Source organism: Thermanaerovibrio acidaminovorans DSM 6589 (assembly GCF_000024905.1).
In the GTDB taxonomy this organism is placed as follows: domain Bacteria; phylum Synergistota; class Synergistia; order Synergistales; family Synergistaceae; genus Thermanaerovibrio; species Thermanaerovibrio acidaminovorans.
In genome coordinates this window covers 1,042,975-1,067,396 of record NC_013522.1, presented here as the reverse complement: position 1 = coordinate 1,067,396, position 24,422 = coordinate 1,042,975, and the positions used below count along the sequence as shown (strand labels likewise).

At 63.7% G+C, this 24,422-nt stretch carries 24 protein-coding genes, 1 tRNA gene and 1 pseudogene; 25 read left to right on the top strand and 1 reads right to left on the bottom strand.

Features of this window, described 5'->3' with window-relative positions; translation table 11 throughout:
• Positions 1-2 precede the first annotated feature (2 nt).
• The 13 genes from TACI_RS05265 to glpX all read left to right on the top strand — a co-directional run bounded on the left by TACI_RS05265 (position 3) and on the right by glpX (position 10,769).
• Positions 3-545, top strand: a complete 543-nt coding sequence (locus TACI_RS05265; protein ID WP_012869771.1) for an NUDIX hydrolase — start codon at positions 3-5, stop codon at positions 543-545.
• Positions 542-1,435, top strand: a complete 894-nt coding sequence (locus tag TACI_RS05260) for a tyrosine-type recombinase/integrase (RefSeq protein ID WP_012869770.1) — start codon at positions 542-544, stop codon at positions 1,433-1,435. The genes TACI_RS05265 and TACI_RS05260 overlap by 4 nt, the downstream gene beginning before the upstream one ends.
• A 5-nt stretch (positions 1,436-1,440) precedes the next feature.
• Positions 1,441-2,271: a purine-nucleoside phosphorylase gene (locus TACI_RS05255; RefSeq protein ID WP_012869769.1), complete on the top strand. Its 831-nt coding sequence runs from the start codon at positions 1,441-1,443 to the stop codon at positions 2,269-2,271.
• Positions 2,261-3,604, top strand: coding sequence for a thymidine phosphorylase (locus TACI_RS05250; RefSeq protein WP_012869768.1), 1,344 nt, complete (start codon positions 2,261-2,263; stop codon positions 3,602-3,604). Before TACI_RS05255 ends, TACI_RS05250 begins: the two co-directional genes overlap by 11 nt.
• Positions 3,605-3,625: 21 nt before the next feature.
• Positions 3,626-3,720, top strand: a tRNA-Sec gene (locus TACI_RS05245).
• A gap of 70 nt (positions 3,721-3,790) precedes the next feature.
• Positions 3,791-4,414 (top strand): dTMP kinase, encoded by a 624-nt coding sequence (gene tmk, locus TACI_RS05240; protein ID WP_242601067.1) that lies wholly within the window; start codon positions 3,791-3,793, stop codon positions 4,412-4,414.
• Entirely contained in the window at positions 4,411-4,848 is a 438-nt protein-coding gene (locus tag TACI_RS05235) for a YaaR family protein (RefSeq protein WP_242601066.1), read from the top strand. The genes tmk and TACI_RS05235 overlap by 4 nt, the downstream gene beginning before the upstream one ends.
• On the top strand, positions 4,824-5,534 hold the full coding sequence (locus TACI_RS05230; protein WP_012869765.1) for a hypothetical protein: 711 nt from the start codon (positions 4,824-4,826) through the stop codon (positions 5,532-5,534). Before TACI_RS05235 ends, TACI_RS05230 begins: the two co-directional genes overlap by 25 nt.
• A complete protein-coding gene (locus TACI_RS09415) occupies positions 5,527-6,741 on the top strand; it encodes a PSP1 domain-containing protein (RefSeq protein WP_012869764.1) in 1,215 nt (404 codons plus the stop codon). Before TACI_RS05230 ends, TACI_RS09415 begins: the two co-directional genes overlap by 8 nt.
• A complete protein-coding gene (ftsY, locus tag TACI_RS05220) occupies positions 6,738-7,667 on the top strand; it encodes a signal recognition particle-docking protein FtsY (protein ID WP_012869763.1) in 930 nt (309 codons plus the stop codon). Before TACI_RS09415 ends, ftsY begins: the two co-directional genes overlap by 4 nt.
• Complete coding sequence (locus tag TACI_RS05215) at positions 7,664-8,410, top strand: hypothetical protein (RefSeq protein WP_012869762.1); 747 nt, start codon at positions 7,664-7,666, stop codon at positions 8,408-8,410. Before ftsY ends, TACI_RS05215 begins: the two co-directional genes overlap by 4 nt.
• Before the next feature lie 37 nt (positions 8,411-8,447).
• The gene (gene purB, locus TACI_RS05210) at positions 8,448-9,761 is read left to right on the top strand and encodes an adenylosuccinate lyase (protein ID WP_012869761.1); all 1,314 of its coding nucleotides are present in this window, start codon (positions 8,448-8,450) and stop codon (positions 9,759-9,761) included.
• Between the two features lie 21 nt (positions 9,762-9,782).
• Positions 9,783-10,769: a class II fructose-bisphosphatase gene (glpX, locus tag TACI_RS05205; protein WP_012869760.1), complete on the top strand. Its 987-nt coding sequence runs from the start codon at positions 9,783-9,785 to the stop codon at positions 10,767-10,769.
• A 75-nt stretch (positions 10,770-10,844) separates the two neighbouring features.
• On the opposite strand, the gene cysS is transcribed toward glpX, so the two are convergent.
• The gene (gene cysS / locus TACI_RS05200; protein WP_012869759.1) at positions 10,845-12,251 is read right to left on the bottom strand and encodes a cysteine--tRNA ligase; all 1,407 of its coding nucleotides are present in this window, start codon (positions 12,249-12,251) and stop codon (positions 10,845-10,847) included.
• 101 nt (positions 12,252-12,352) lie between these two features.
• Between cysS and TACI_RS05195 the strand changes: the two genes are divergently transcribed.
• From TACI_RS05195 to TACI_RS05140, 12 genes and pseudogenes are all read left to right on the top strand, one after another.
• On the top strand, positions 12,353-13,792 hold the full coding sequence (locus tag TACI_RS05195) for an excinuclease ABC subunit UvrC (RefSeq protein ID WP_012869758.1): 1,440 nt from the start codon (positions 12,353-12,355) through the stop codon (positions 13,790-13,792).
• Between the two features lie 5 nt (positions 13,793-13,797).
• A complete protein-coding gene (gene ribD / locus TACI_RS05190) occupies positions 13,798-14,922 on the top strand; it encodes a bifunctional diaminohydroxyphosphoribosylaminopyrimidine deaminase/5-amino-6-(5-phosphoribosylamino)uracil reductase RibD (RefSeq protein ID WP_242601194.1) in 1,125 nt (374 codons plus the stop codon).
• A 41-nt stretch (positions 14,923-14,963) separates the two neighbouring features.
• Positions 14,964-15,590, top strand: coding sequence for a riboflavin synthase (locus tag TACI_RS05185; protein WP_012869756.1), 627 nt, complete (start codon positions 14,964-14,966; stop codon positions 15,588-15,590).
• A complete protein-coding gene (locus TACI_RS05180) occupies positions 15,590-16,816 on the top strand; it encodes a bifunctional 3,4-dihydroxy-2-butanone-4-phosphate synthase/GTP cyclohydrolase II (protein ID WP_012869755.1) in 1,227 nt (408 codons plus the stop codon). The genes TACI_RS05185 and TACI_RS05180 overlap by 1 nt, the downstream gene beginning before the upstream one ends.
• Before the next feature lie 37 nt (positions 16,817-16,853).
• Positions 16,854-17,342: a 6,7-dimethyl-8-ribityllumazine synthase gene (ribH, locus tag TACI_RS05175; RefSeq protein WP_012869754.1), complete on the top strand. Its 489-nt coding sequence runs from the start codon at positions 16,854-16,856 to the stop codon at positions 17,340-17,342.
• A 6-nt stretch (positions 17,343-17,348) separates the two neighbouring features.
• Positions 17,349-18,632 (top strand): serine--tRNA ligase, encoded by a 1,284-nt coding sequence (gene serS / locus TACI_RS05170; protein WP_012869753.1) that lies wholly within the window; start codon positions 17,349-17,351, stop codon positions 18,630-18,632.
• Between the two features lie 13 nt (positions 18,633-18,645).
• Positions 18,646-20,379, top strand: coding sequence for a WecB/TagA/CpsF family glycosyltransferase (locus TACI_RS05165; RefSeq protein WP_012869752.1), 1,734 nt, complete (start codon positions 18,646-18,648; stop codon positions 20,377-20,379).
• A 42-nt stretch (positions 20,380-20,421) separates the two neighbouring features.
• Positions 20,422-20,739, top strand: a pseudogene (locus TACI_RS05160) (YbaB/EbfC family nucleoid-associated protein); the annotation flags it as partial.
• Entirely contained in the window at positions 20,740-21,342 is a 603-nt protein-coding gene (gene recR / locus TACI_RS05155; RefSeq protein WP_012869750.1) for a recombination mediator RecR, read from the top strand.
• Between the two features lie 54 nt (positions 21,343-21,396).
• Positions 21,397-22,530, top strand: coding sequence for a PIN/TRAM domain-containing protein (locus TACI_RS05150; RefSeq protein ID WP_012869749.1), 1,134 nt, complete (start codon positions 21,397-21,399; stop codon positions 22,528-22,530).
• A gap of 5 nt (positions 22,531-22,535) precedes the next feature.
• Complete coding sequence (gene ispF / locus TACI_RS05145) at positions 22,536-23,681, top strand: 2-C-methyl-D-erythritol 2,4-cyclodiphosphate synthase (RefSeq protein WP_012869748.1); 1,146 nt, start codon at positions 22,536-22,538, stop codon at positions 23,679-23,681.
• Between the two features lie 17 nt (positions 23,682-23,698).
• Positions 23,699-24,406: a septal ring lytic transglycosylase RlpA family protein gene (locus TACI_RS05140; protein ID WP_012869747.1), complete on the top strand. Its 708-nt coding sequence runs from the start codon at positions 23,699-23,701 to the stop codon at positions 24,404-24,406.
• Positions 24,407-24,422: the final 16 nt, after the last annotated feature.

Below are 24,422 nucleotides of genomic sequence, written 5' to 3'. Positions count from 1 at the left end.
CCTTGACGGAGCACATGAAGGAGAGGACCCTTGAGAGGGAAACCATATACACCGGCAGGGTTTTGAACCTGGTGAGGGACCGGGTGGAGTTGCCCAATGGGAAGCTGGCGTGGCGGGAGGTGGCCCAGCACCGCCCTGCGGTGGCGATCCTGCCCGTGGCTGACGATGGCCGCTTGATCCTCATCCGCCAGTATCGTCACCCGGTGGGGGAGGTCATATGGGAGGTGCCCGCCGGGCTGGTGGAGGATGGGGAGGACCTGGAGCAGGCGGCCCAGCGGGAGCTGCGGGAGGAGATAGGTTACAGGGCCCTGGAGCTTCTAAGGGGACCGTCGTTCCTCCCCTCCCCGGGCTTCTGCGACGAGGTGATCCACCTATTCCTGGCCATGGGCCTTGTCCGTGATCCCCTCGAGATGGACGATGACGAGTTCATCGGGGCTAAGTTCATGTCTAAAGCGGAGGTCCTGGAGATGATTCGTGACCGACAGGTGACGGATGGCAAGACCCTGGTGGCGGTGCTCTGGTTCCTCGGGGGGAACTGGGGTTGAGCCCTTTGGGGGAGAACGGGCCGCTGGATCCAAGGATGGAGTCCTTCCTGGAGTACCTCTCCCTTGAGAGGGCCTTCAGCCCCAACACATGTCAGGCCTACAGGAGGGATCTCTCTAAGTACGTCTCCTTCTGCGCCGAGAGGGGGCGGGATCCAGTGCCGCCGGAGGTGGACACGGTGAGCCTGTTCCTAGCTAGCCTGAGGTCCCAGGGGGCCGCCAAGAGCTCGGTTCAGCGGGCGGCGGCGTGCATAAAGTCCTTCAGCCGCTTCCTGGGCGAGGTGGGGGAGGACCCGGGGAAGGTTCCCATGTTGCCCGACAAGCCCTCCCCTATGCCGGCCATCCTGACCGAGGGGGAGGTCCTTCGCCTCCTGGAGGCCACCGCCGGAGATGCCCCCGGGGACCTGAGGGATCGGGCCATGATAGAGCTCCTCTACGGTTGCGGTTTGAGGGCCTCGGAGCTCTGTTCCCTGACCATGAAGGACCTGGACCTGTCATCCGGCACCGTCCGGGTGAGGGGGAAGGGGGACAAGGTGAGGGTCCTTCCCCTGGTGGGGGAGACCAGGTCCGCCCTGGAGCGCTACCTGAAGGTGAGGGGGACCCACCAGGGGCCGATCTTCCAGGGGGACAGAGGAGGTCCCTTTAGGCGGGAGATGCTCTGGAAGATGATCCAACGGAGGGGCCGGCAGGCGTGTATAGCCGCCTCCAGGCTTCATCCCCACATACTGAGGCACTCCTGCGCCACGCATCTGCTGAGGCGGGGGATGGACCTGAGGACCCTGCAGTGTCTGCTGGGTCACTCCTCGGTGAGGACCACCGAGGTCTACACCCACTTTGACCTGGAGCTGAGGGACGTTTACGATAGAAGTCATCCTAGAGCACAAGGGAGTTGATGTATTTGACGCCGAGGGACAAGGTTGTAGAGGCGTTGGGCGCCATAAGGAAGCTGGTCCCCGTTACCCCCGACCTGGTGATGGTGCTGGGGTCCGGGGTGGGTGACTTCGTCAGGGTGCTTGACAACCCAGTTTCGGTCCCCTACGAGGAGATCCCCTGGTGGCCCAGGTCCACCGCGCCGGGGCACGCGGGGGTCCTTCACGTTGGCAGGCTGGGGACCATCAACGTGGCGGTCCTCCAGGGGAGGGTCCACTACTACGAGGGCTACTCCATGGAGGAGGTGGTCTTCCCCGTCCGGGTCATGGGGGAGTGGGGGGCCAAGGTCTTCGTGGCCACCAACGCCTCCGGGGGCATCGACAGGTCCTACTCCCCGGGCCAGTGGGTCCTCATCGAGGATCACATAAACCTCATGGGGGCTAACCCCCTGGTGGGTCCCAACGAGGATTTCTGGGGGGTCCGTTTCCCGGACATGACCGAGGCGTACGACCGGGACCTGATGCGGCTCATGGAGAGGGCCGCATCCCGGATAGGGGTTGCGTTGGGCCGGGGGGTCTACGTAGCCATGTCGGGGCCCAGCTTCGAGACCCCGGCGGAGATTCGCATGCTATCCAAGCTGGGTGGGACCCTGGTTGGGATGTCCACCGTCCCGGAGGTGATAGCCGCCCGACACATGGGCCTCAGGGTGCTGGCCCTCTCCTGCGTGGCCAACTACGCGGCGGGGATATCCCCCAATCCACTGACCCACGAGGAGGTCCTCCGGGAGGTCTCCAGGGCCACCGGGGATCTGTGTCGGCTTTTGCCCGCCTTCTTGGAGGAGATGTCCAATGAGATTTAACGTCCTCAACTTCATAGAGGTCAAGCGGGACGGAGGGGAGCACTCGGAGGGTGAGATGAGGGCCTTCGTCCAGGGGCTCATGGACGGCTCCGTGGCGGACTACCAGGCCGCCGCGTGGCTCATGGCGGCCTTCATAAGGGGGCTCTCCATCCGAGAGATGTCCCACCTCACCGTGGCGCTGGCCCGGTCGGGGGATGTCTTCCAGTTGGATCCCTCCTGCGGCTTCTCGGTGGACAAGCACAGCACCGGCGGGGTGGGGGACAAGGTGACCCTGGTGCTGGTGCCCCTGGTGGCGTCGCTGGGGATACCGGTGGCCAAGCTCAGTGGCCGGGGCCTTGGGTTCACCGGTGGGACGGTGGACAAGCTGGAGGCCATACCGGGGATGAACGTCCACCTCACCATGGAGGCCTTCAAGGCTCAGGTGGCGGAGATAGGCTGTGCGGTGAGCGGACACTCCCTCCAACTGGCCCCCGCGGAGGGGAAGCTGTACCACCTGAGGGACGTGACCTCCACGGTCCCCTCCATGGGACTCATCGCCACCAGCATAGTCAGCAAGAAGATAGCCGGTGGGGCCAACGGCTTCGTGTTCGACGTCAAGTGGGGCCGGGGGGCCCTCATGGAGTCCTACCAAGACGCGGTGGCCCTGGGCCGGTTGCTGGTGGACCTCTCGTGGGAGCTGGGACACCCCAGCAGGGCGGTGCTGACCAGCATGGAGCAGCCATTGGGCCAGTGGGTGGGCAACTCAGCGGAGGTCCGGGAGGCAATAGAGGTCCTCTCCGGAGGTGGGCCCGAGTCCACCCGGCAGGTCTGCCTGGCCCTGGCCAGGGAGATGGTCCTGTTGGCCAACAAGGCCCAAGACCCTGAGGAGGCCATGGATCTCTGCCGCAGGGGCCTGGACGACGGATCCGCCCTGGAGAGGTTCGCCCAGATGGTGTCTCGCCAGGGGGGGGACAGTTCCATAGTGGATCCCTCCCGGTGGGATGAGCTGCTTCCCCTGGCCCCCCATGTGGTCCCCTTGGTGGCCCAGAGGTCCGGCTACGTCTCCGCCATGGACACCCGGGCCATAGGGGAGGCCCTGAGGTCCCTTGGGGGTGGCCGGATGAGGAAGGAGGACCCCATAGATCACCGGGTTTCCATAAGGATGGCCTGTGAGATTGGCCAGGAGGTACAGGCCGGGGATCCGCTGCTTCACGTGTACGGCCGCACACTGGGGTCAAGTCAGGACGTGGTGGAGATGCTCCGGGGGGCGGTGTCCATAGGGGACGAGCCGGTGGAGCCCGGTCCCCTCATGAGGGATGTCATAGCTCCCCTTGAAAGGACCGGCGAAAACTAGTAGGATTTAGTGGTTCAACCCGGAGGTGAGTCGTAGCTGGTGCTGCGCCCAGGCTTCAAACCTGGTGGGGGTCGGTAGCCGGTCCCGGTGGGTTCGATTCCCACGCGCCTCCGCCAGAGGAGATAGCCCCTTCCAGCCAGGAAAGGGGCTTATTTTTTAGGCCTTTAGGGTTAAAATGATGGGAGGATGACCGTGCCCAGGGGATTGTTCGTAACCATAGAGGGGGTAGACGGTTCGGGGAAGACCACCCAGGCCTCCAAACTGGCCTCCTGGATAGGGGACCAGCTGGGGAGGCGGGTGCTTTGGACCCGGGAGCCCGGTGGCTGGGGGGACGATGGGATTAGGGAGATGTTGCTCAAGGGGGGCTGGCAGGGTCCCTACACGGAAACGTTGCTCTTCCTGGCGGACCGGTGTGAGCACTGTGCACGGGTCATAGGCCCCGCCCTGGAGGAGGGCCGGGTGGTGATATGCGAGAGGTATCAGGACTCCACCCTGGCCTATCAGGCCTTTGGCTCCGGGCTTGGGCTTGAGGATTTGGACCGCATATCCTCCGTCCTGGCGTTGCCCCGGCCGGATGTGACCATCTGGCTGGATCTGGGCCCGGAGGAGGCGGCCCTTCGGCTGTCCTCTCGGGGAGGGATGGACGCCATAGAGAGCCGGGGCATGGACTTCTTCGCCCGGGTGAGGGACGGTTACCGGGTCCTCTGGGAGAGGGATCCCTCCCGCATAAGGAGGGTGCCCGCCGATGGGAGCCCTGAGCGGGTGTTCGAGCTTATCAAGGGGGAGTTGGTGAGGCTACTTTGTCCATGAAGGTGGACGGCCGGGGGAAGAAGAGCCCCGGTAATGAGGGCATATCGCTGGGGGGCCGAGGAGGGGGGCGCCCTAGGGCGGACTCGAGGGTTGAGCCCCCCAGTTTCATGGAGGCTATGGAGGAGGTGGAGCGGGCCAACCTCATAAGGGAGATAAGCGCCCTTGGAGAGAGCCTGTCCAAGCACCCCTCCATATCGGTCCTTAGGCGATACCGGCAGCTCATAGGGGTAGCAATAGAGATGGTCCGCCGCTCCCTGGCTTTGAAGAGGGATTTCAAGTGGAGGCGGTCCGAGAGGACCATGTTCGTCCTGATAGAGAGGACCGAGTCCGCCCTGGACGAGCTGGAGGAGCTGATTCTCCGGGAGGGGGACCGGGCCAGGGTCCTGGAGTTGATGGAGGAGATAAAGGGGTGCTTGATCTCCATACTGTCCTGAGTCAGAGCGCCGAGTGGAACCGGTTTCTGAAGATGGCGGAGGCGGACCGGTGTCATAGCCTCTGCTTCCTCGCCCCGGAGGTGGTGCAGCGGGAGCTGGCGGCGATGGTGGCCCGTTCCCTTTGGGGGGATCCGGGTGCCGGGGAGGAGGATCTCCTGTTTGCCGGCCAGCCAGGTTCACCGCCGGGCATAGAGGAGTGCCGGGCCCTGGCTTTGGAGCTGTCCATGGTGCCGGTGAGGAGGACCTTCCGGGTGGGGGTAATCCTGTCCGCCGACAGGCTTTCCCTGCCGGCGGCCAACAGCCTCCTCAAGCTCACCGAGGAGCCCCCTCCCCGGGCCAAGATGGTGCTCCTGGCTGAGAGGGACAACCTGATCCCGACCCTGAGGAGCAGGTTGGCGGTTTTCAACCTATTGCCCCTTGAGCACCGGTCGCCGGCCCCACCCCCTGTGGGGGAGGGGTGGGGGGACCTGTTGCGGCGCTGTTCTTCTCCCGGGGGCAGGGTGGATCTCGTGGCCCTCCGGGACGAGATGAACGGCTGGGTGGGCTTCCTTGTCTCCCAGGGGCGCTTCGACGAGGCCCAGCGGATCTCTCGGGTGATGGAGGTCCTGTCCACCTGCCCCCTTTCGACAAGCATGGCGGCCGACATGGCCTTCTTGACCCTTGAGGAGGGATTGGATCTTGCCTAGATATCTTGCTGTACTTGGAAAGCCCCGATACCTGGGGATCTTCGGCCTTGAGGATGAATCGGTACCCCTCTCCAAGGGGGACCGGATAATGGTATTCTCCCCCCGGGGAGAGGAGGTGGCCCTGGTGCTGGGGGTCATATCCCCCGAGAAGGAGGAGGAGCTCCGGGTGATGCGCTCCAACCAGGACATGGGGGACGGGGTCAGATCCGAGCCCCTGGTGATGGATCTGGAGTTCATCTCCCCCCTGGAGGACCAAAGCGGCCTGCCGACCCCGGAGGAGGACGAGTCGGCACTGCGGAGGGCCCGGGATATCCTGAGCTCCCATTGTCTCCCGATGAAGATAATAGACGCGGAGTACCTGCCGAACCGCAACAAGCTCTTCTTCTATTTCACCGCGGAACAGCGGGTGGACTTCCGGGCCCTGGTCAAGGACCTGGCCAAGGAGTTCAGGACCCGGATAGAGCTTCGTCAGGTGGGGGTCCGGGATGAGGCCAAGATAATAAGGGGGCTGGCCCCATGCGGGAGGCCCTGCTGTTGTAGCTACTGGCTCCACCAGTTTGCCCCCATATGCATAAAGATGGTCAAGGAGCAGAACCTGGCCCTCAACCCCACCAAGATATCCGGCCTCTGCGGCCGGCTCATGTGTTGCATGAGCTTTGAGCACAGGGCCTACCGGGAGCTCTGGGAGCACCTGCCTAACCCGGGCTCCAAGGTCAAGACCCCCAAGGGGAACTACGTGATAGTGGGGGTGGACCTCAAGAGGTCCGCGGTCCGTTGCTCCTTCCCCGGGGGGCCGGAGCTGCTGGTGCCGGTGCACCTGTTCGACCAGTTCAAGGAGACGGTGATGCGGGGGGAGGATTGGGTACCTCCCGTCTCCGCGGAGGAGCCCCACTGTGGGGCCTGCTCGCTGCAATTTGGGGATCTCCCGGGGTCGATGGAAGTTCGCCTGGAGGAGCCCAAGGAGGTCCAGGAGGACGCGCCGGTTGATCAGGTCCCCAAGGGGTCCAGTCGCCGGAGGAGGCGGCGCAAGAAGCCCAAGGGGACCGACCGAGTGGAGGCGGATTCCTCTGAGAGCGAGGCCGAGGTCCCCTCAGGGCATCCCAAGGAGGAGCCCAAGGCGGAGGGGGAGAGGAAGCCCTCGGGGAAGAGAAGGTGGAGGGGACGACGAAACAGGAAGAAGCCAGCTGGGGAGGGGGAGGCCAGTTGATCGGTTTTCTCAAGAAGGTCTTCGATAAGGTACGGGACGTAAAGAGCCGCTGGGAGTACGGCCTTCGGAACATCTTCTCCGATGAGCCCATAACCGATGAATTTTTCGAGCGGCTGGAGGAGCACCTTATAGCCGGAGACGTGGGGGTTGCCCTGGCGGAGAGGCTGGTGTCGGATCTGAAGCGGCACGCCCAGGAGAAGCGGCTTTCCAACGCCACGGAACTAAAGGAGCGCTTCGGCCAGATGCTCAAGGACATGCTGGGTGAGGGCCTGGGGGGGGCGTCCAAGGGGCTCTCCTTCAACGGGCCGGTGGGGCTGATCCTGCTCATAGGGGTCAACGGCAGCGGCAAGACCACCACCGCCGCCAAGCTGGCCAAGCTGCTTAAGGGGCAGGGTAACAACGTGGTCCTGGCCGCGGCGGACACCTTTCGGGCCGCCGCAATAGATCAGCTCAAGGTCTGGGGGGCCAGGGCGGGCGTTCGGGTGGTGGCCCAGGATCCCGGAGGCGACTCGGCGGCGGTGGTCTACGATGCCATCCAGTCCGTCAAGTCCACCGGCGGGATAGTCATAGCCGACACAGCGGGGCGCCTTCACACCAAGCACAACCTGATGGAGGAGCTGGCCAAGATCTACCGGGTGGCCAGGCGGGACGTGGGGGAGGAGGACATATTCCCCCTGTTGGTTCTCGACGCCATAACGGGGCAGAACGCCATATCCCAGGCCAGGTCCTTCAACGGCGCCATGCCCCTTAGGGGGGTGGTGCTCACTAAGTTCGACCACACCGCCAAGGGGGGGGCGGTCTTGGCCCTCTCGTCGGAGCTCAAGGTGCCGGTCCTCTACGTGGGGATAGGGGAGGGGATAGACGACATGGCCCCCTTCTCCCCCGATGACTTCGTGGAGGACCTACTGGGGGGCGGCGATAGATGACCTTCACCCTCCGGGAGGCCATCAGGGAGATCTTCCGCTCCGGTGCCGATTACCTGGGGCACCGGGGATCCGTCGGGGACCTGCTGATTCACAAGGATGAGCTGGTGCCCCTCATCGAGGCGGACGACGCCATGCCGGTTTCGGAGGTCATCTCCCGCTTCGAGTCCAGGAGGGGGCAGGGGCCCGACTCGTCGTCGCTTCGGGTCTTCTGGGTGGAGCTGCCGTCCAACCGCCCTGGTTGGGAGGACCTTCCCCCCTGGTGGGGGGTCCCGCTCCCCCTCTTCAGCCGGGGTAAGGGTCGGCTGAACCAGGAGGCGGAGCGGGTCTTCGGCTCCCTCCCCTCCCTGGTGGAGAGGCTGTCCCAGGCGGTGGACTCGGGCGAAGAGGTGGTTAGCCTGTCGGAGGATATGGTGCTCATGATGCGCCAGCTTTGCGACCAGATCTACCTAATAGAGGACGTATCCTGCGACAGCCAGTCCGCCCGGGAGATATGCCGGTGGGCATCGGTGGGGCGATCTTTGGTTGATCGGTTCCGGGCCAACGGTCTGGACGTTAGGTTTCACCAGGCGGACGAGGTCATCGACCGTCCCGGGGAGGTGATACCGTGTCTCTGGGAGGGAGAGCTGATGGGCTACGTATCGATCCCATGTCCACCCATGGAGGGGGCCCCGGATCCGGAGATCTCCCCCAAGGGGAGCTCCCGCAAGGGGGTCAGGAGGTCCAAGGTCAGGTCCCAGGATTGATTCGGCTTTCAAGTGAATTACGGGGGAGTGGTGGAATTTGATACCAAGGTATGAGACCGAGGAGATGCGAAGGATATGGTCCGACGAGAGCCGTTTCGGTGCCTGGCTCGAGGTGGAGTTGGCGGCCTGTAGGGCCTGGGCGGAGGAGGGGGCCATCCCCCGGGAGGACCTGGAGGCCATAGAGTCCAGAGCGGGTTTCGACGTGGATAGGATCCGGGAGATCGAGGAGAGGACTCAGCACGACGTGATAGCCTTCGTCAGCGCCGTGGCGGAGCGGATAGGTCCCAGCGGCCGCTACGTGCATCTGGGGCTCACCAGCAGCGACGTGGTGGACACCGCCTCGTCCCTGTTGCTCACCAGGGCTTCGGAGGTGTTGACCCGGGAGTTGGAGGGGCTCTTGTCGGTGCTGGGCCGGTTGGCGGCGGAGCACAAGTTCACTCCCTGCGCGGGTAGGACCCACGGGGTGCATGCGGAGCCCATGACCTTCGGCCTCAAGCTCCTCAACCACTACGCCCAGCTCAGGAGGGACCTGGATCGGTTGAAGGTCGCGGCGGAGGAGATGAGGGTTGGCAAGATCTCCGGTGCGGTGGGTACCTACGCCAACTGTCCTCCCCACATAGAGGCCAAGGTTTGTGCCGCCCTGGGGCTTAGGCGGGATCCGGTCTCCAACCAGATAATCCAGCGGGACAGGCACTGTGCCCTCCTGTCCGCCATGGCCATAATGGGCGGGGGACTTGAGAGGCTTGCGCTGGAGATACGGCACCTTCAGCGGACCGAGGTGCTGGAGGCTATGGAGCCCTTCAAGAAGGGACAGAAGGGTTCCAGCGCCATGCCCCACAAGAAGAACCCCATAATCTGCGAGAGGATCTGCGGCATGGCCCGGTTGCTGAGGTCCTACGCCTTGACCGCCATGGAGAACATAGCTCTCTGGCACGAGAGGGACATAAGCCACTCCTCCGCCGAGAGGGTAATATGGCCCGATGCGTTCCATCTGGCCCACTACATGATCCGGTGCGCCAGGAGGGTGCTCGAGGGGCTCCACGTGGACGTGGCCAGGATGAGGGACAACATGGACCTCACCGGGGGACTGCTCTTCAGCGGCAGGGTCCTCCTGTTCCTGGTGGAGAGGCTGAACCTTTCCCGGGAGGAGGCCTACGCCATCGTTCAGGATAACGCCATGAGGTGCTGGGAGGGGCAGGGTCGTCTTTTGGACCTGTTGGCGGCGGACGAGAGGCTAGAGGGTGTTCCCAGGGAGGAACTGGGGGAGCTCTTCCAGATGGACTTCTTCACCAGACACGTGGAGGAGATCTTCTCCCGTTTCCCCGAGATCGGCGGCTCCGAGGAGCCGTAAGCTTGTAAGGAGGTGCTTGGGTTGTCTGCTCCGGAGAGGAACATGGCGTTGGAGTTGGTGCGGGCCACCGAGGCGGCCGCCATGGCGGCGGGTCGCTGGATGGGCAGGGGGGACAAGAACGGCGCCGACAAGGCGGCGGTGGACGCCATGCGCTACATGCTCAACACGGTCCACATGGATGGGGTCGTTGTGATAGGCGAGGGGGAGAAGGATGAGGCCCCCATGCTCTTCAACGGGGAGAGGCTGGGGAGCGGGGAGCCCCCGGAGGTGGACATAGCGGTGGACCCCATAGACGGCACCAGGCTCTGCGCCGAGGGTCAGCCCAACGCGGTCAGCGTGGTGGCGGTGGCGGAGAAGGGCACCCTGTACGATCCCAGGCACATCTTCTACATGGACAAGATCGCCACCGGTCCCGAGGCGGCCCATGCGATAGACATAGAGGCGCCGGTGGAGGAGAACATAAGGAAGGTGGCGGCGGCGCTTCACAAGTCCGTGGAGGACGTTACGGTGGTGGTGCTGGATCGCCCCAGGCACGAGGACCTGATAAGGCGGATAAGGGGGATGAAGGCCCGCATAAGGCTGATCCGGGACGGTGACGTGGCGGGGGCCCTCATGACCTGCAAGGACGACAGCGGGATAGACCTCCTGCTTGGCATAGGGGGTTCCCCGGAGGCGGTCATAAGCGCCTGCGCCATAAAGTGCGTTGGGGGCAACATGCAGTGCAGGCTCTGGCCCAGGAACGACGAGGAGGCGGCCCGGTGCAGGGAGCTGGGTATGGATCTCAGCCGGGTGCTCACCTTGGACGACCTGGTGGCCAGCGACAACGTCTTCTTCGCCGCCACGGGGGTAACCGATGGGGAGTTCCTGAAGGGGGTCAAGTACCAGGGGGATAAGATAAAGACCACCTCCATGGTGATGCGCTCCAAGAGCGGCACCATACGGTACGTGGAGGCCATTCATCAGCTGGACAAGCTGGACAAGATAAGCGGCATAGACTACAAGAGCTGAGCCGGTTGGCCGGCGGCCAGAAGAGACCGGGGGCAGCGTGGGCTGCCCCCGGCTTCATTGGGAAGGGTTTAGGTTTTATGCCCCGGACCTCTTCCAGCGGGTCCCCTGGGGGGTGTCCTCCAGGACTATGCCCATGGAGGAGAGCCTATCCCTTATGGCGTCCGCCTTGGCGAAATCCCGGGCCTTCCGGGCCGCGTTCCTCTCCTCGATCAGGGCCTCCACATCTCGGTCCAGCTGGTCCTCATCGATGCCGATGACCCCCATGATGCGGTCCACGTCCCGCAGGAAGTTGGACGCCTCCTCCAGGGCCGCCAGGTCCGGGGAGTCCCCACGGGACAGGTGTGAGTTGGTGGCCCTTATGAGGCTGAAGACCGCCCCAAGGGCCTCGGCGGTGTTCAGGTCGTCGTCCATGGCCCGGTGGAAGTCATCGCGATACCGGGCTATCTGCTCCCGGAGCTCCCTCGACTCGGAGGTGGACGGCGGCGGGTTGTCCAGGGCGAAGCGGATCTGGGCCCAGCCGTTCCGCAACCTCTCCAGGGCCGCCTGGGCCTGGCGCAGGTTCTCCTCCGAGAAGTTTATGGGGGACCTGTAGTGGGCGGACAGCATGAAGAGCCTTATGACCAGGGGGGGGAACCTCTTCATCAGGTCCCTGGCGGTCATGAAGTTGCCCAGGGACTTGGACATCTTCTCCTTGTCGATCATGAGGTAACCATTGTGGACCCAGTAGCGGACGAAGGGCTTGCCGGTGGCCGCCTCGGACTGGGCTATCTCGTTCTCGTGGTGGGGGAAGACCAGGTCGCAGCCCCCCCCGTGGAAGTCTATGGTGTCCCCCAGGTGGTGCCGGCACATGGCGCTGCACTCGATGTGCCATCCGGGCCTTCCGGGCCCCCAGGGGCTATCCCAGGCGGGCTCCCCGGGCTTCTGGGCCTTCCAGAGGGCGAAGTCCAAGGGGTGCCTCTTCCGGGGGTCCACCTCCACCCTTGCGCCGGACTGGAGCTCCTCCAGGTCCTGCTTGATGAGCTTCCCGTAGGGGGGGTAGCTCATCACGTCGAAATAGACGTCCCCATCGATCTGGTAGGCGTGCCCCTTCTGGATCAGGAGCTCTATGAGCTCTATTATGTGGGGGATCTCCTCCGTGGCCTTGGGGTTCACCGTTGCCCTCCGGATCCCAAGGGCGTCCGCGTCCTGGTAGTAGGCCTCGATGAACCGGTCCGCCAGCTCCTTGACCGTGATTCCCATCTCCTGGGCCCTCTTGATCATCTTGTCGTCGATGTCGGTGAAGTTCTGGACGTAGGTAACCTGGTAGCCCAGGTGCTCCAGGTACCGCCTCATAACGTCGAAGACGATGAAGGGCCTGGCGTTCCCTATGTGGAAGTAGTCGTAGACCGTGGGGCCGCAGACGTAAAACCTCACCTTCCCCTCCTCGAGGGGGACGAAGGGTTCCTTCCGGTTGGTGAGATCGTTATACACTTCAAAGGCCAAAAGCCATACCTCCCTTGCCTCTGGGGCTGCTGTGCTATCCTATATCAGGTTACGGAAAGAAGCAAAGGGTATCCAAAGGTATCCTTAGGGGAGAGGTCCAAATGGCGGATGAGGCCCTCATGAAGCATGTCAGATCCCTGCCGGAGAGGCCCGGGGTGTACATAATGAGGGATCGGGACGGCAACGTGATATACGTGGGCAAGGCCAAGGCCTTGAGGCGCCGGGTCATGTCCTACTTTAGGCACGGGAACTTCGCCTCCCCCAGGCTTAGGAAGCTGGTGGAGACGGTCCACGACATCTCGGTCATGAGGACCGCCACCGAGGCGGAGGCGCTGATCCTGGAGGCCAGGCTGATAAGGCAGCTGAAGCCCTTCTTCAACGTGGAGCTCAAGATGTCCGAGCGGTATCCCTACATAAGGGTCACCCAGGAGCGGTTCCCCCGGGTCATGGTCACCCGGGTCAGGAAGGGGGAAGGGCTCTTCATCGGACCCTACGTGAAGGTGAGGGAGCTTCGGGAGCTGCTCAGGCTGTTGGACCGGTTCTTCCCCTTGAGGAAGTGTTCCTTCCCCATAGAGCCCCCTTACGACAGGAGGCCCTGCATATACCACGCCATAGGCAAGTGTCTTGCCCCCTGCGCTGGGCTCTGCGATGAGGGGACCTACCGACGGATGGTGGCGGAGGCGGTGATGCTCCTCCAGGGCAGGGGGGCAGACCTGGTGGAACGGCTGAAGCGTAGGATGGAGGATGCGGCGTATAATAGGCTTGCCTTCGAGGAGGCGGCCCATATAAGGGACATGATCCGGGCCATCTGGAGGGTGGGCAGGCAGGCCCCGATGGCCCAGGTGGGGGACGAGGACCCGCTCCCCATGCTGTGGGCCCTTCAGGAGAGGCTAAAATTGCCCCAGCTCCCCTGGAGGATCGAGGGGTACGACATCTCCCACCACCTTGGATCCGACACGGTTGGCTCCCGGGTGGTCTTCGAGCAGGGGCGTCCCAACAAGGCCCTCTACAGGAGGTACAACATCGAAGGTACCTTGGGGGACGACTTCAGGGCCCTGGAGCAGGTTATGAGGCGAAGGTTCACCGGGTCAGGCTCTGGGGATCTTATGCCCAACCTGATCCTCATAGATGGAGGAAGGGTCCAGTTGGAGTTCGCCCTTAGGGCCTTGGATGATATGGGGGTTAACGTGCCGATGGCGTCCCTTGCCAAGGGAGAGGAGGAGATATATTTGCCGGGGCGGGTTGACCCTCTCCGGCTGGACAGGTCCGATGGGGCCCTCCGGATGCTTCAGATGGTGAGGGACGAGGCTCACCGGTTTGCGGTCTCCTCCCACCGGGACCGGCGAGGCCGCAGGATGAGGCGGACCAGGCTTGAGGATATCCCAGGGGTTGGGAAGGCGAAGGCCTCCCAGCTGCTATCCCGCTTCGGGAGCGTGAGGAACGTGGCTTCCGCTAGCTTGGATGAGCTGGCATCCATGCGGGGCATCGGGGAGAGGCTGGCCAAGAGGATATCGGATCACCTTAAGGAGGAAGATATTTGACGAAGGTGGAGGAACGGAACCAGATGACCCGGGGAGAGGAGAGAGCTCACGGCTACTTCATGAGGATGGCCCTTAGCCTGGCAATTAGGGGGGGGACCGCGGTGAGTCCCAACCCTAAGGTGGGGTGCGTGATCGTGAAGGACGGTCAGGTGGTGGGGTGGGGCTACCACAAGAGGTACGGGGGGCCTCACGCGGAGGTGGAGGCGCTGACCATGGCGGGGGATCGGGCCCAGGGGGCCACCGCCTACGTCACCCTTGAGCCCTGCTCCCATCACGGGAAGACCCCCCCCTGTGCCCCTAGGTTGGTGGAGGCGGGGATTCGTCGGGTGGTCTACGGCATGATGGACCCCAACCCGAAGGTGAACGGTCGTGGTCTGGAGATCCTGGCCTCCGGGGGTGTGGAGGTGGTTGGCCCGGTGATGGAGGATCGATGCCGGTGGGAGAACCGGGGTTTCATCAGGAGGATGACCCTGGGGCGTCCCTGGGTGACCCTGAAGGGGGCCCTGTCGGTGGACGGCACCACCTGCCTGGAGAACGGCAAGAGCAAGTGGATAACCGGCCCGTTAGCCCGGCAGAAGGCCCATCTGTTGAGGGCCGAGCACGACGCGATCCTGGTGGGGATAAACACGGTGATCAACGATGATCCGGCGCTCAACGTACGGTCGGTGGATGGTGACTCACCAAAGAAGGTGATCCTGGACGGGGGGCTTAGGGTGCCCCTGGATGCCAAGGCCCTCAAGGACGGTGAGCGGATCGTCTTCACCTCCACCGATGCGCCTAAGGACAGGGTGGAAGCCCTCCGGGATATGGGTGTCCAGGTTTGTCCTGTCCCTAGCCAGGGAGGACTTCTGGACCTGGCCTCGGTGCTTTCCGCCCTGGGGGGGATGGGGGTCAACTCCCTTCTGGTGGAGGGGGGCCCTAGGGTGCTGGGAGCCTTCGTGGACCGGTGCCTTGGGGACATGGTGTCCCTCTTCATCTCCCCCTCCATCCTGGGTAGGGGTTTGCAGCTCTGCGAATCCTTTGAGATAGAGGGAATGGAGAACCGGGTCCATATCCGGGATCACTCCATCCGGCGGGCGGGGAACGACATTTGGTTGGAGGGGTGTCTTGCGTGTTCACCGGCCTTGTAGGAGCGGTTGGCACAGTCTTGTCCAATAGGAGGACCGGGGGGGTGTGGGAGATTTCCATCGGGGCCCCCCATGGTTTCCTGGCGGAGGTCCGGCCTGGGGACTCGGTGGCGGTCTGCGGCGTTTGTCTCACCGCCGTAAAGGTGGGGGGCGGGGCCTTCAGCGCCCAGATGATGGAGGAGACCGTGGGTCGAACCAAGCTGGGGGCTCTGAGGGGGGGCAGTAAGGTCAACCTGGAGCTCGCCATGAGGGTCAACGGTCGGCTGGATGGGCACCTGGTCCAGGGGCACGTGGACTGCGTGGGCACCGTGAGTCGTTGGGAGATGGGTGGGGAATCCCCAAAGCTGTGGATCTCGATCCCCCGGGACTTCGCCCCCCTGGTGGTCCCCAAGGGATCCGTGGCCATCGACGGGGTGAGCCTCACGGTGATAGACGCCCTTGAGGAGGCCTTCTCGGTGGGGCTGATCCCCGAGACCTTGATGCGCACCTCCCTGGGGGGGCTTAGAGTGGGGGATCCGGTTAACCTTGAGGGGGATATAATAGGCAAATACGTCTTGAGGCTCCTGGGCACCGTCTTCAATGGGGATTCGTCGGAGGGATCCCTTGGAAGGGAGGGCATAACCCTGGAGATGTTGGCGAGACATGGTTGGGACGTTGGGGGGCGTTACTGATGACCGATGAGATGAGGCAGGTCCTCAGCTCCATAGAGGACGCGATAGAGGTTATATCCCGGGGCGGGATGGTCATAGTGGTGGACGACGCCCAGCGGGAGAACGAGGGGGACCTTCTAATGGCCGCCCAGTTCTGTCAGGGGGAGCACATAAACTTCATGGCCCGGTACGGCCGGGGGCTGATATGCGCTCCGGTGGACCAGGAGATCGCCAGGAGGCTGGAGCTGAACCCCATGGTCAGCCACAACACGGACCTTCACGAGACCGCCTTCACGGTGAGCGTGGACGCTCGGGAGGGGACCACCACTGGCATATCCGCCGAGGAGAGGGCCCTGACCGCCAGGCTGCTGGCGGATCCGGAGTCCAGACCCGAGGATTTCAGGCGGCCGGGGCACCTCTTCCCCCTCATAGCCCGACGGGGTGGGGTGCTGAAGAGGGCTGGTCACACCGAGGCGGCGGTGGACCTGGCCAGGTATGCGGGGTTGCGCCCCGCAGGGGTCATATGCGAGATCATGAAGGACGATGGATCCATGGCCAGGCTCCCGGACTTGGTGGAGTTCGCCAAGGAGCATGGGTTGAAGATAATATCCATCGAGGACCTGATAGCCTATCGGAGCCGCCGGGAGAAACTGGTTGTGCGGGAGGCGGAGGTGCACCTCCCAACCGCCTACGGGGACTTCAGGGCCATCGCGTACCGGTTCGTGTTGGATGAGGACCCGGACAAGCTTCACATAGCCCTGGTCAAGGGGGACGTTCAGGGTCGATCGGGGGTTCTGGTCCGGGTTCACTCCGAGTGTTTCACCGGTGACATCCTGGGATCTCTCCGTTGCGATTGCGGTCCCCAGCTTCATAGGGCCATGGAGATGATAGAGCGGGAGGGGACGGGGGTCCTCCTCTACATGAGACAGGAGGGCAGGGGGATAGGGCTCCTGCCGAAGCTGAAGGCCTACGAGCTTCAGGAGAAGGGGCTTGACACCGTGGAGGCCAACGAGGCCTTAGGGTACGAGGCGGATCTACGGGACTACGGGGTTGGCGCCCAGATCCTGGCGGACCTGGGGCTCAAGGAGATCCGGCTGCTCACCAACAACCCCCGTAAGATCGTGGGCCTCGAGGGCTACGGGCTCAAGATCCTGGAGAGGGTCCCCATAGAGGTGGCGCCAAACCCGTACAACGAGAGGTATCTCAAGACCAAGTCCTGCAAGTTGGGGCACCATCTGCATCTTTAGCTTCTGTGTCGATACTAACCCCTTTGGAGGGATCGATTTGAGGACTTACTCAGGCAAGCTGGTAGGTAGCGGTTTGAGGTTCGCCATCGTGGTCTCCCGGTTCAACGAGCTGATCTCCTCTCGGCTCCTAGACGGGGCCAAGGATGCGCTCTTGAGGCACGATGTGAGGCATCAGGATGTGGACGTTTTCTGGGTCCCCGGGGCCTGGGAGATCCCCTTGGTGGTCAAGGAGATAGCCCTCACCGGCAAGTACGATGGCATCGTGGCGCTTGGAGCGGTGATCCGGGGGGACACCCCCCACTTCGACTATGTGTCCGCCGAGACCAGCAAGGGCATAGCCTCCGTGGGGTTGGAGCACCGGGTGCCGGTGGCGTTCGGGGTGCTCACCTGCGACAACCTGGAGCAGGCCCTGATCCGGGCGGGCAGCAAGGCGGGCAACAAGGGGGCCGAGGCGGCCCTCACCGCCCTTGAGATGGCAAGGCTCTTGGAGCAGATAAGGAAGGATCGTGGGGAAGGGGAGGAGTAGCTAGCCATGATGGACATCAAGTGGGTGAGGGATAACGTGGAGGCCGCCAGGGAGTACCTCCGGAATAGGAGGTCCGACTTTCCCCTGGACAGGCTCCTGGAGCTGGACGAGCGGCGGAGGCAGATCCTGGGCGAGGTGGAGGAGATAAAGGCCCGGAGGAACGAGGGGTCCAAGCGGGTGGGGGAGATGAAGCGCCGGGGGGAGGACGCCTCCGCCCTCATGGAGGATATGCGCTCCCTGGGGGACCGGGTTTCCCAGCTGGAGGCGGAGCTGGGCTCTGTCCAGGGGGAGCTGGACGACCTGATGCTTAGGATGCCCAACAGGCCCCACTCCACCGTTCCGGTGGGGGAGGACGAGACCTCCAACCCGGTGGTCCGCACCTGGGGTGAGCCCCGGCGGTTCGATTTCGAGCCCAGGCCGCACTGGGAGATCGGCGAGATCTTGGGGATCATGGACTTCGAGCGGGCGGTCAGGCTGGCGGAGAGCCGCTTCGTGGTGCTGAAGGGCCTTGGGGCCCGGTTGGAGAGGGCCCTGGTGCAGTACATGCTGGACCTACACACCTCCAACGGCTTCATTGAGGTCTCCCCCCCGTTCCTGGTCAGCAGCGCCACCATGACCGGCACCGGACAGCTTCCCAAGTTCTCCGAAGACCTCTACCGGTGCGCCAACGACGATCTTTGGCTCATCCCCACCGCGGAGGTGCCCCTGACCAACCTGCACTCGGGGGAGATCCTGGACGAGGACTCCCTGCCCCTGCATTACACCGCCCACACCCCCTGCTTCAGGCGGGAGGCGGGAAGCTACGGCAGGGATGTGAAGGGGATGCTGCGGGTTCATCAGTTCCCCAAGGTGGAGCTGGTTAAGATATGCCGGCCGGAGGAGAGCTACGATGAGCTGGAGAGCCTCACCGCCTCTGCTGAGTCGGTTCTGAAGGGGTTGGGCCTGCCGTACCGAGTGGTGTGCCTGTGCACCGGCGACATGGGCTTCGCCTCCAGCAAGACCTACGACATCGAGGTCTGGCTGCCCTCCCAGGGTTGCTACCGGGAGATAAGCTCCTGCAGCAACTGCGAGGATTTCCAGGCCAGGAGGATGAACACCCGGTATCGCCCCAAGGAGGGGGGCAGACCCCGATTCGTTCACACCCTGAACGGTTCCGGCATAGCGGTTGGGCGCTGCCTCTTGGCCATAGTGGAGAACTTCCAGCGGGAGGACGGGTCCATAGAGATCCCCGAGGCCCTGGTCCCCTACATGGGGGGTGTGAGGGAGATAACCCCCCCGGTTAAGCGCTAGGAGCGGGCTAGGTTTGTCCGGCCAAGACGCGTTCTGGAGCCTGCTCCTCATAGCCGCCGTGGGGATGGTTGGGGTCCTGATCCAGCGGTTCTTCAAGGGGCACCTGGCCAGGGACCAGTACTACTATGTGAAGGACATAGTGGTCCTTGGGTCCTGGGCCATGATGGGGCTCTGGTCTGGAAACGGGCTCTTGAAGTGGGTGATCGTGGCTGCCATGGGGGGGTTCTTCCTCGGTTTCTGCCAGAAGGTGCAGAGGTCCTTCGATCTTAGGCCCCTCTTCCTGCTTCTTGGGTTAGCCCTGGCTCTGTGGGGGCCCAGGATCGGGTTTCTTGGCATGCCGGGGGATGTGTTCCTCTTCCTGCCCGAGGGGGTGGCGGTGCTCCTTTCTGCCATGTGGTACTCCCTGTTCCCCCTCATCTTCCAGGAGGTGGACCAGATACCGGGCCTGGGGGGGCAGCTCCTGTTGGTGGGGTGGGGGATGATGACCCTGGGGGTCCTCACCGCTTCCTCCGGGTGGAACGAGGTTACCTACGCGTCCCTTGGGGGGCTGGTGATCATTGTGGCCTTCTGGAGCAGGTACCTTCACGTTTACGGTCGCCTGGGGGAGCACATGGCGGCCCTATGGGGGGTCCTGTTCGGGGGCCTGTCGGTCCTCGGGGTCTCCAAGGGGCTCGCCTTCTCGGTGCTCTTCATGGCCCCAGTGGGGCTCTTCCTGGTGCCCCTGGCGGAGACGTCTCTAAGGATAACCGGGGCGGTACTCATGCGGCGGGAGCTGGGGAACGTTACCCTCTACAGGGCGTTGATGAACCGGGGGATGGATCACCCCAAGGCGGTGTATCTGGTTACCACCGTCTGCCTTGCCTTTGGCATGATGGGCTTCTCCGCCCAGCGGTCCGCCAGCTACCTTCAGTTGGGGGTGCTGATGTCATCGGGGATCATGCTGGTCTTCACCTGCTTCCTGGTCTTCTTCCAGGGGGGAGAGGGCGTAAGACATCAGCGCAGGCCAAGGATCTTCGATGTCTTCGTGGACAACGTGTCGCTCAACTACGTGTTGGGCCGGATACGGGCCATGGTGGCGGGGGGCGAGAACTGCCTGATCTGTACCCTGGACGCCCTAGGTGCCTTGAGGTCCAGGGAGGATGGGACCTACCGGAAGGCGCTGAACCGGGCGGACTTCGTCCTACCCGATGGGAAGGGGCTCATGGAGGGCCTGAGGTTCCTGGGGACCCCCATCGTGGAGCGGCTTCCGGGGGTGGAGTTCGTGGATCACCTCTCCAGGTTGGCCGCCGCCGAGGGGTGGGGAGTTTACCTCCTAGGGGGTCTCCCCGGGGTGGCGGAGGAGGCGGCCCGCAAGCTGAGCGCAAGGCACCGGGGGCTTAATGTGGTTGGCGCCCGGGACGGCTACTTTTCTAAGGAGGAGGAGCCGTCGGTGGTGGAGGCAATAAAGTCCTCCGGGGCCAGGGTTCTGGTGGTGGGCCTTGGGGTTCCCAGGCAGGAGATCTGGCTAGAGGACCTTTTGAAGGGGGATGCCCCTCCTTTGAGAGGGGTGGTCGGTATAGGGGTTGGTGGAAGCCTGGATGTGATATCCGGTCGCCTCAAGAGGGCGCCCAAGGGGTGGCAGAGGATGGGGCTCGAGTGGCTCTACCGGGTCATCCAGGAGCCCTGGCGGATCCGGCGGGTCATGAGGCTACCGCTGTTCGTGCTTCTGGTGATGGCCGAGCGGTTCGGCAGGCGGCGGGAGGGTTAGAACCGGTTGTTGTGATCCGGTTGGACATTTCGATTTCGGAGGGGGATCTTTGACGTGAAGATAGACAAGCTTTTGAAGCAGGCCCAGAAGATGCAGGCCCAAATGGCCACCCTGCAGGAGGAGCTGGCCAAGATGGAGCACGAGGGCTCCTCCGGGGGGGGCATGGTGGTGGCCCGGGTGAACGGCCAGGGGGATCTGGTGTCCATAAAGATATCCCCGGAGGTGATAGACCCGGAGGACCCGGAGATGTTGGAGGACCTGGTTACCTCGGCGGTCAACGAGGCTGTGCGTCGGAGCCGGGATTTCGCCTCCGAACGGATGAGCATGTTGACCGGCGGCCTGGGTCTTGGGGGGTTCTAGTTGGCGGGGGTAGGCATACCGTCGGTAGATGGCCTGATCGAGAAGCTGAAGAGGTTGCCCGGGGTGGGTGAGAAGGGGGCCCGGCGGTTCGCCTTCTTCATCCTGGGGCAGCCCAAGGATTGGGTGGAGGATCTGTCCCGGGCCATCCGGGAGGCCCGTTGGTCCGTCAGGCCCTGTAGCGTGTGTGGGGGCCTGGCGGAGGGGGACCTGTGCCCCATATGTTCAGATCCGGCTCGTGACCGGGAGGTAATCTGCGTGGTGGAGTCCCAGGAGGACTGCGTGGCCATGGAGAGGCACCGGATCTTCAACGGAAGGTACCACGTCCTGGGGGGCAGGTACTCCCCCCTGGACGGGGAGGATATACCGTCGGAGGCGTTGGCCTCACTGCGCGATAGGGTGGAGAGAGGGGGGGTTCAGGAGGTTATCCTGGCCCTGGCCCCAAGCGTTGAGGGGGAGCTGACCGCCCTGGCGGTGAAGGAGGCCCTGGACGACCTGCCGGTCAAGGTCTCCAGGCTCTCCTCCGGTCTGCCCGTTGGGGGCAGCATAGGTTTCGCCGACAGCGCCACCCTGAAGTTGGCGTTGGAGGGCAGGCGGGGCATGTGATCTCCGCCTCGGTTTTATCTTTAGTTTAATTATTAATTTTTGGAGGGTCTAGGGATGTTCAGGATGATGAGGGGGGTAATAAGGCTCCTCCTTACCATGCTCGGAGGGGTAGTTGGGTATCAACTTGGGTTGTTCGCCATGCACGAGGGGGGTGTGGTGGGGGCTCATCTATCGGCCCATCCGGTGGCGTGGACGGTGGTTTTGATATCCGCCTTCGCCCTGGTGGGTTTCGCGGTGACCCCCCTCTTCTGGATGGGGCTTGGAAAGGTTGGACAGATCTTCGAGTCCAACCTTCAGGGGATAGGGTTTCACGAGATATTGATCGCCCTGGTGGGGCTGACCCTGGGCTTGCTCCTGGCGAACCTGATCGCCCTTCCCCTGGCGAGGATCCCGGTGATAGGGATCTACCTGGCGGTGCTCCTCAACGTGGTGTTGGGTTATCTGGGGGTTAGGCTATTGCTCAGGAGGAGGGATGACGTCTGGACCCTGTTCTCCGCCGCGGGTTCCCTTAAGGGCAAGATCTCCTTTAAGGGCAGGAAGGCGCATCAGGAGGCATCCACCTCCGGCAAGGCGGATGGTTTCGGGTTCAGGGTCCCGAAGGTGCTGGACACCAGCATACTGATAGATGGCAGGATATCGGACATCGTCTCCACCGGCTTCATCGAGGGGCCCCTCATCCTGCCCAGGTTCGTGTTATCGGAGCTTCAGGGGGTGGCGGACAGCTCGGACCCAATAAAGAGGGCCCGGGGTCGTAGGGGGCTGGACGTGGTGAACCAGATGCAGAAGGACCTGGGGGAGGACATGAGGATACTGGATGTGCCCATGAAAGACCTGGGTAGGGACGTGGTGGACGAGGCCATCGTGGCCCTGGCCAAGTCGATGGGGGGGTGGGTCCTGACCACCGATTACAACCTGAACAAGATAGCCCAGATAGAGGGGGTTCGGGTCCTCAACGTGAACGACCTATCCAACGCCTTGAAGCCCATGTTGTTGCCCGGGGAGAGCATCCGGGTGGACGTTATAAGGGAGGGCAAGGAGCCCAACCAGGGGGTTGGCTACCTGGAGGACGGCACCATGATCGTGGTGGAGGACGGCCAGCGGTACATAGGGAGCCGGGTGGAGGTGGTGGTTACCTCCATGCTCCAGACCTCGGCGGGACGTATGATCTTTGCCCGGGTGAGGAGGTAGGGCCCTTGCGCTGGTCCTTTGTTTGCGTCGCCGCCGGATCGGGAAGCCGCCTGGGGGGGGAGCCCAAGCAGTTCAGGTTACTGGGGGGGCGTCCCGTGTGGGCCTGGAGCGCGGAGGTGGCCCGCCAGCTTTGGCGGGAGGGCCTGGTGGGCGATTTCGTCCTGGTGGTTCCCCATTCCCATCCGTTGGAGGCCATTCTTGAAGAGTGGGAGGGGCCCCTTGCCCCCATGGGGTTTAGTGTGGTGGCCGGAGGTTTGAGGAGGCAGGACTCGGTCATAAGGGGTATCGCCCAGGCCCGGGGGGAGATGGTCCTGGTTCACGATGCGGCCCGGCCCCTCGTCTCCCTGGACCTTTGCCTCCGGCTGATCAGACGGGCGGAGGAGAGGGGCTCCGCGGTCCCCTTGATAGGGTGTCATGACTCGGTCCGAGCCATGTCCGATGGAGAGGTGGTGGGGTCGCTGGATCGGTCGGGGCTCATGCTGACCCAGACCCCCCAGGCCTTTCCCCGTCTTCAGCTGATGGAGGTCCTATCGCAGGGCGGGAAGTTCACCGACGAGGCGGAGGCCTGGCTGGCCTCCGGACGGAGGATCGGCTGGGTGGAGGGAGACAGGCGGGCCTTCAAGGTGACGGATCAGCTGGATTGGGAGGTGGCCAGGGCCTTGGTGGAGCCGGTGGAGTACAGATGCGGTCACGGGTACGATGTTCACCCCTTGGTGCCCGGCAGGCCCCTTATCCTGGGGGGACTTGAGATAGAGGGGGCCAATCTGGGGCTGCAGGGGCACTCAGATGCGGACGCGGTCTGTCACGCGGTGGCGGACGCCATCCTGGGGGCCGCAGGGGAGCCCGACATAGGGACCCTATTCCCCGCCTCGGACGACCGCTACAAGGGGGCCTACAGTCTGGATCTCCTGGCGGAGGCCTATCGTCGGGTGGTCCAAGGGGGTTTCCAGATCCAGTGGGTGGACGTGACGATAAATGCGCAGGTTCCCAAACTTTCAAGTTGGATTCCTCGGATAAGATCGTCAATTTCCCGGGCACTTGGGGGTTTAAAAGTGGTCAATGTTAAGGTAAAATCCGGGGAACACGTGGGATCCGTGGGCAGAGGGGAGAGCATAGTGTGTCACGCGGTGGCCACCTTGCGAAGGTCTTAGCGGGGGTATGGATCCTCTTGGGGCTTCTGCCCGCCCTGGGGTGGGCGGTGGGGCCCTCGGTGGTGGAGGAGGAGGGTAGTGGGCTCGTGTGGCGCCTCTTTGGGGAGGAGCTGTGGCGATTCCCGCCGTCGCTGGGGGACAAGGCCATGGCGGCGGCGGAGGAGCTGAACGTTGCCCTGGCCCGGGGGTTCAGCCTGTCGGACCTCAAGGTGGTGGAGTCCCAGGGGGGGTGGTCCCTGATGGTGGGGAGCTGTGGGGTGATAACCTTCTTATCCGAGGACTCGGGGTTGCTCCGGTTGCCCCCTAGGGTCACCGCCCTGTTGGTGCTCTCCAGGATCTACGACGTGCTGGGGGCCTCTTGCGGGGCGGTGGCGGAGGGGGACTCCAGGTTCCGCCTTAGGGGTGGGAGTGTGGCCACCGGCAAGATATCCTGGTACGGGGGGGAGTCCTTCGTGGGGCGCCGGTTCTCCAACGGGGAGGTCTACACCGGCAACGAGCTGGTGGCGGCCGCCAAGGATCTGCCCTTCGGGACGTTGCTGAGGATAAAGAACCCCGCTACCGGCAAGACCATAGTGGTCCGGGTGGTGGATCGTTTCAGGGAGCACAAGGGCAGGATCCTTGACGTATCCAAGGCGGCGGCGGAGATGCTGGGGTTCAAGGCCCAGGGGATAGCCAACGTCCTGGTGGAGGTGATAGGTCACGTCAAGAAGGTGGGCGGGAAGTGAGGCCCAGCTTTTTTTT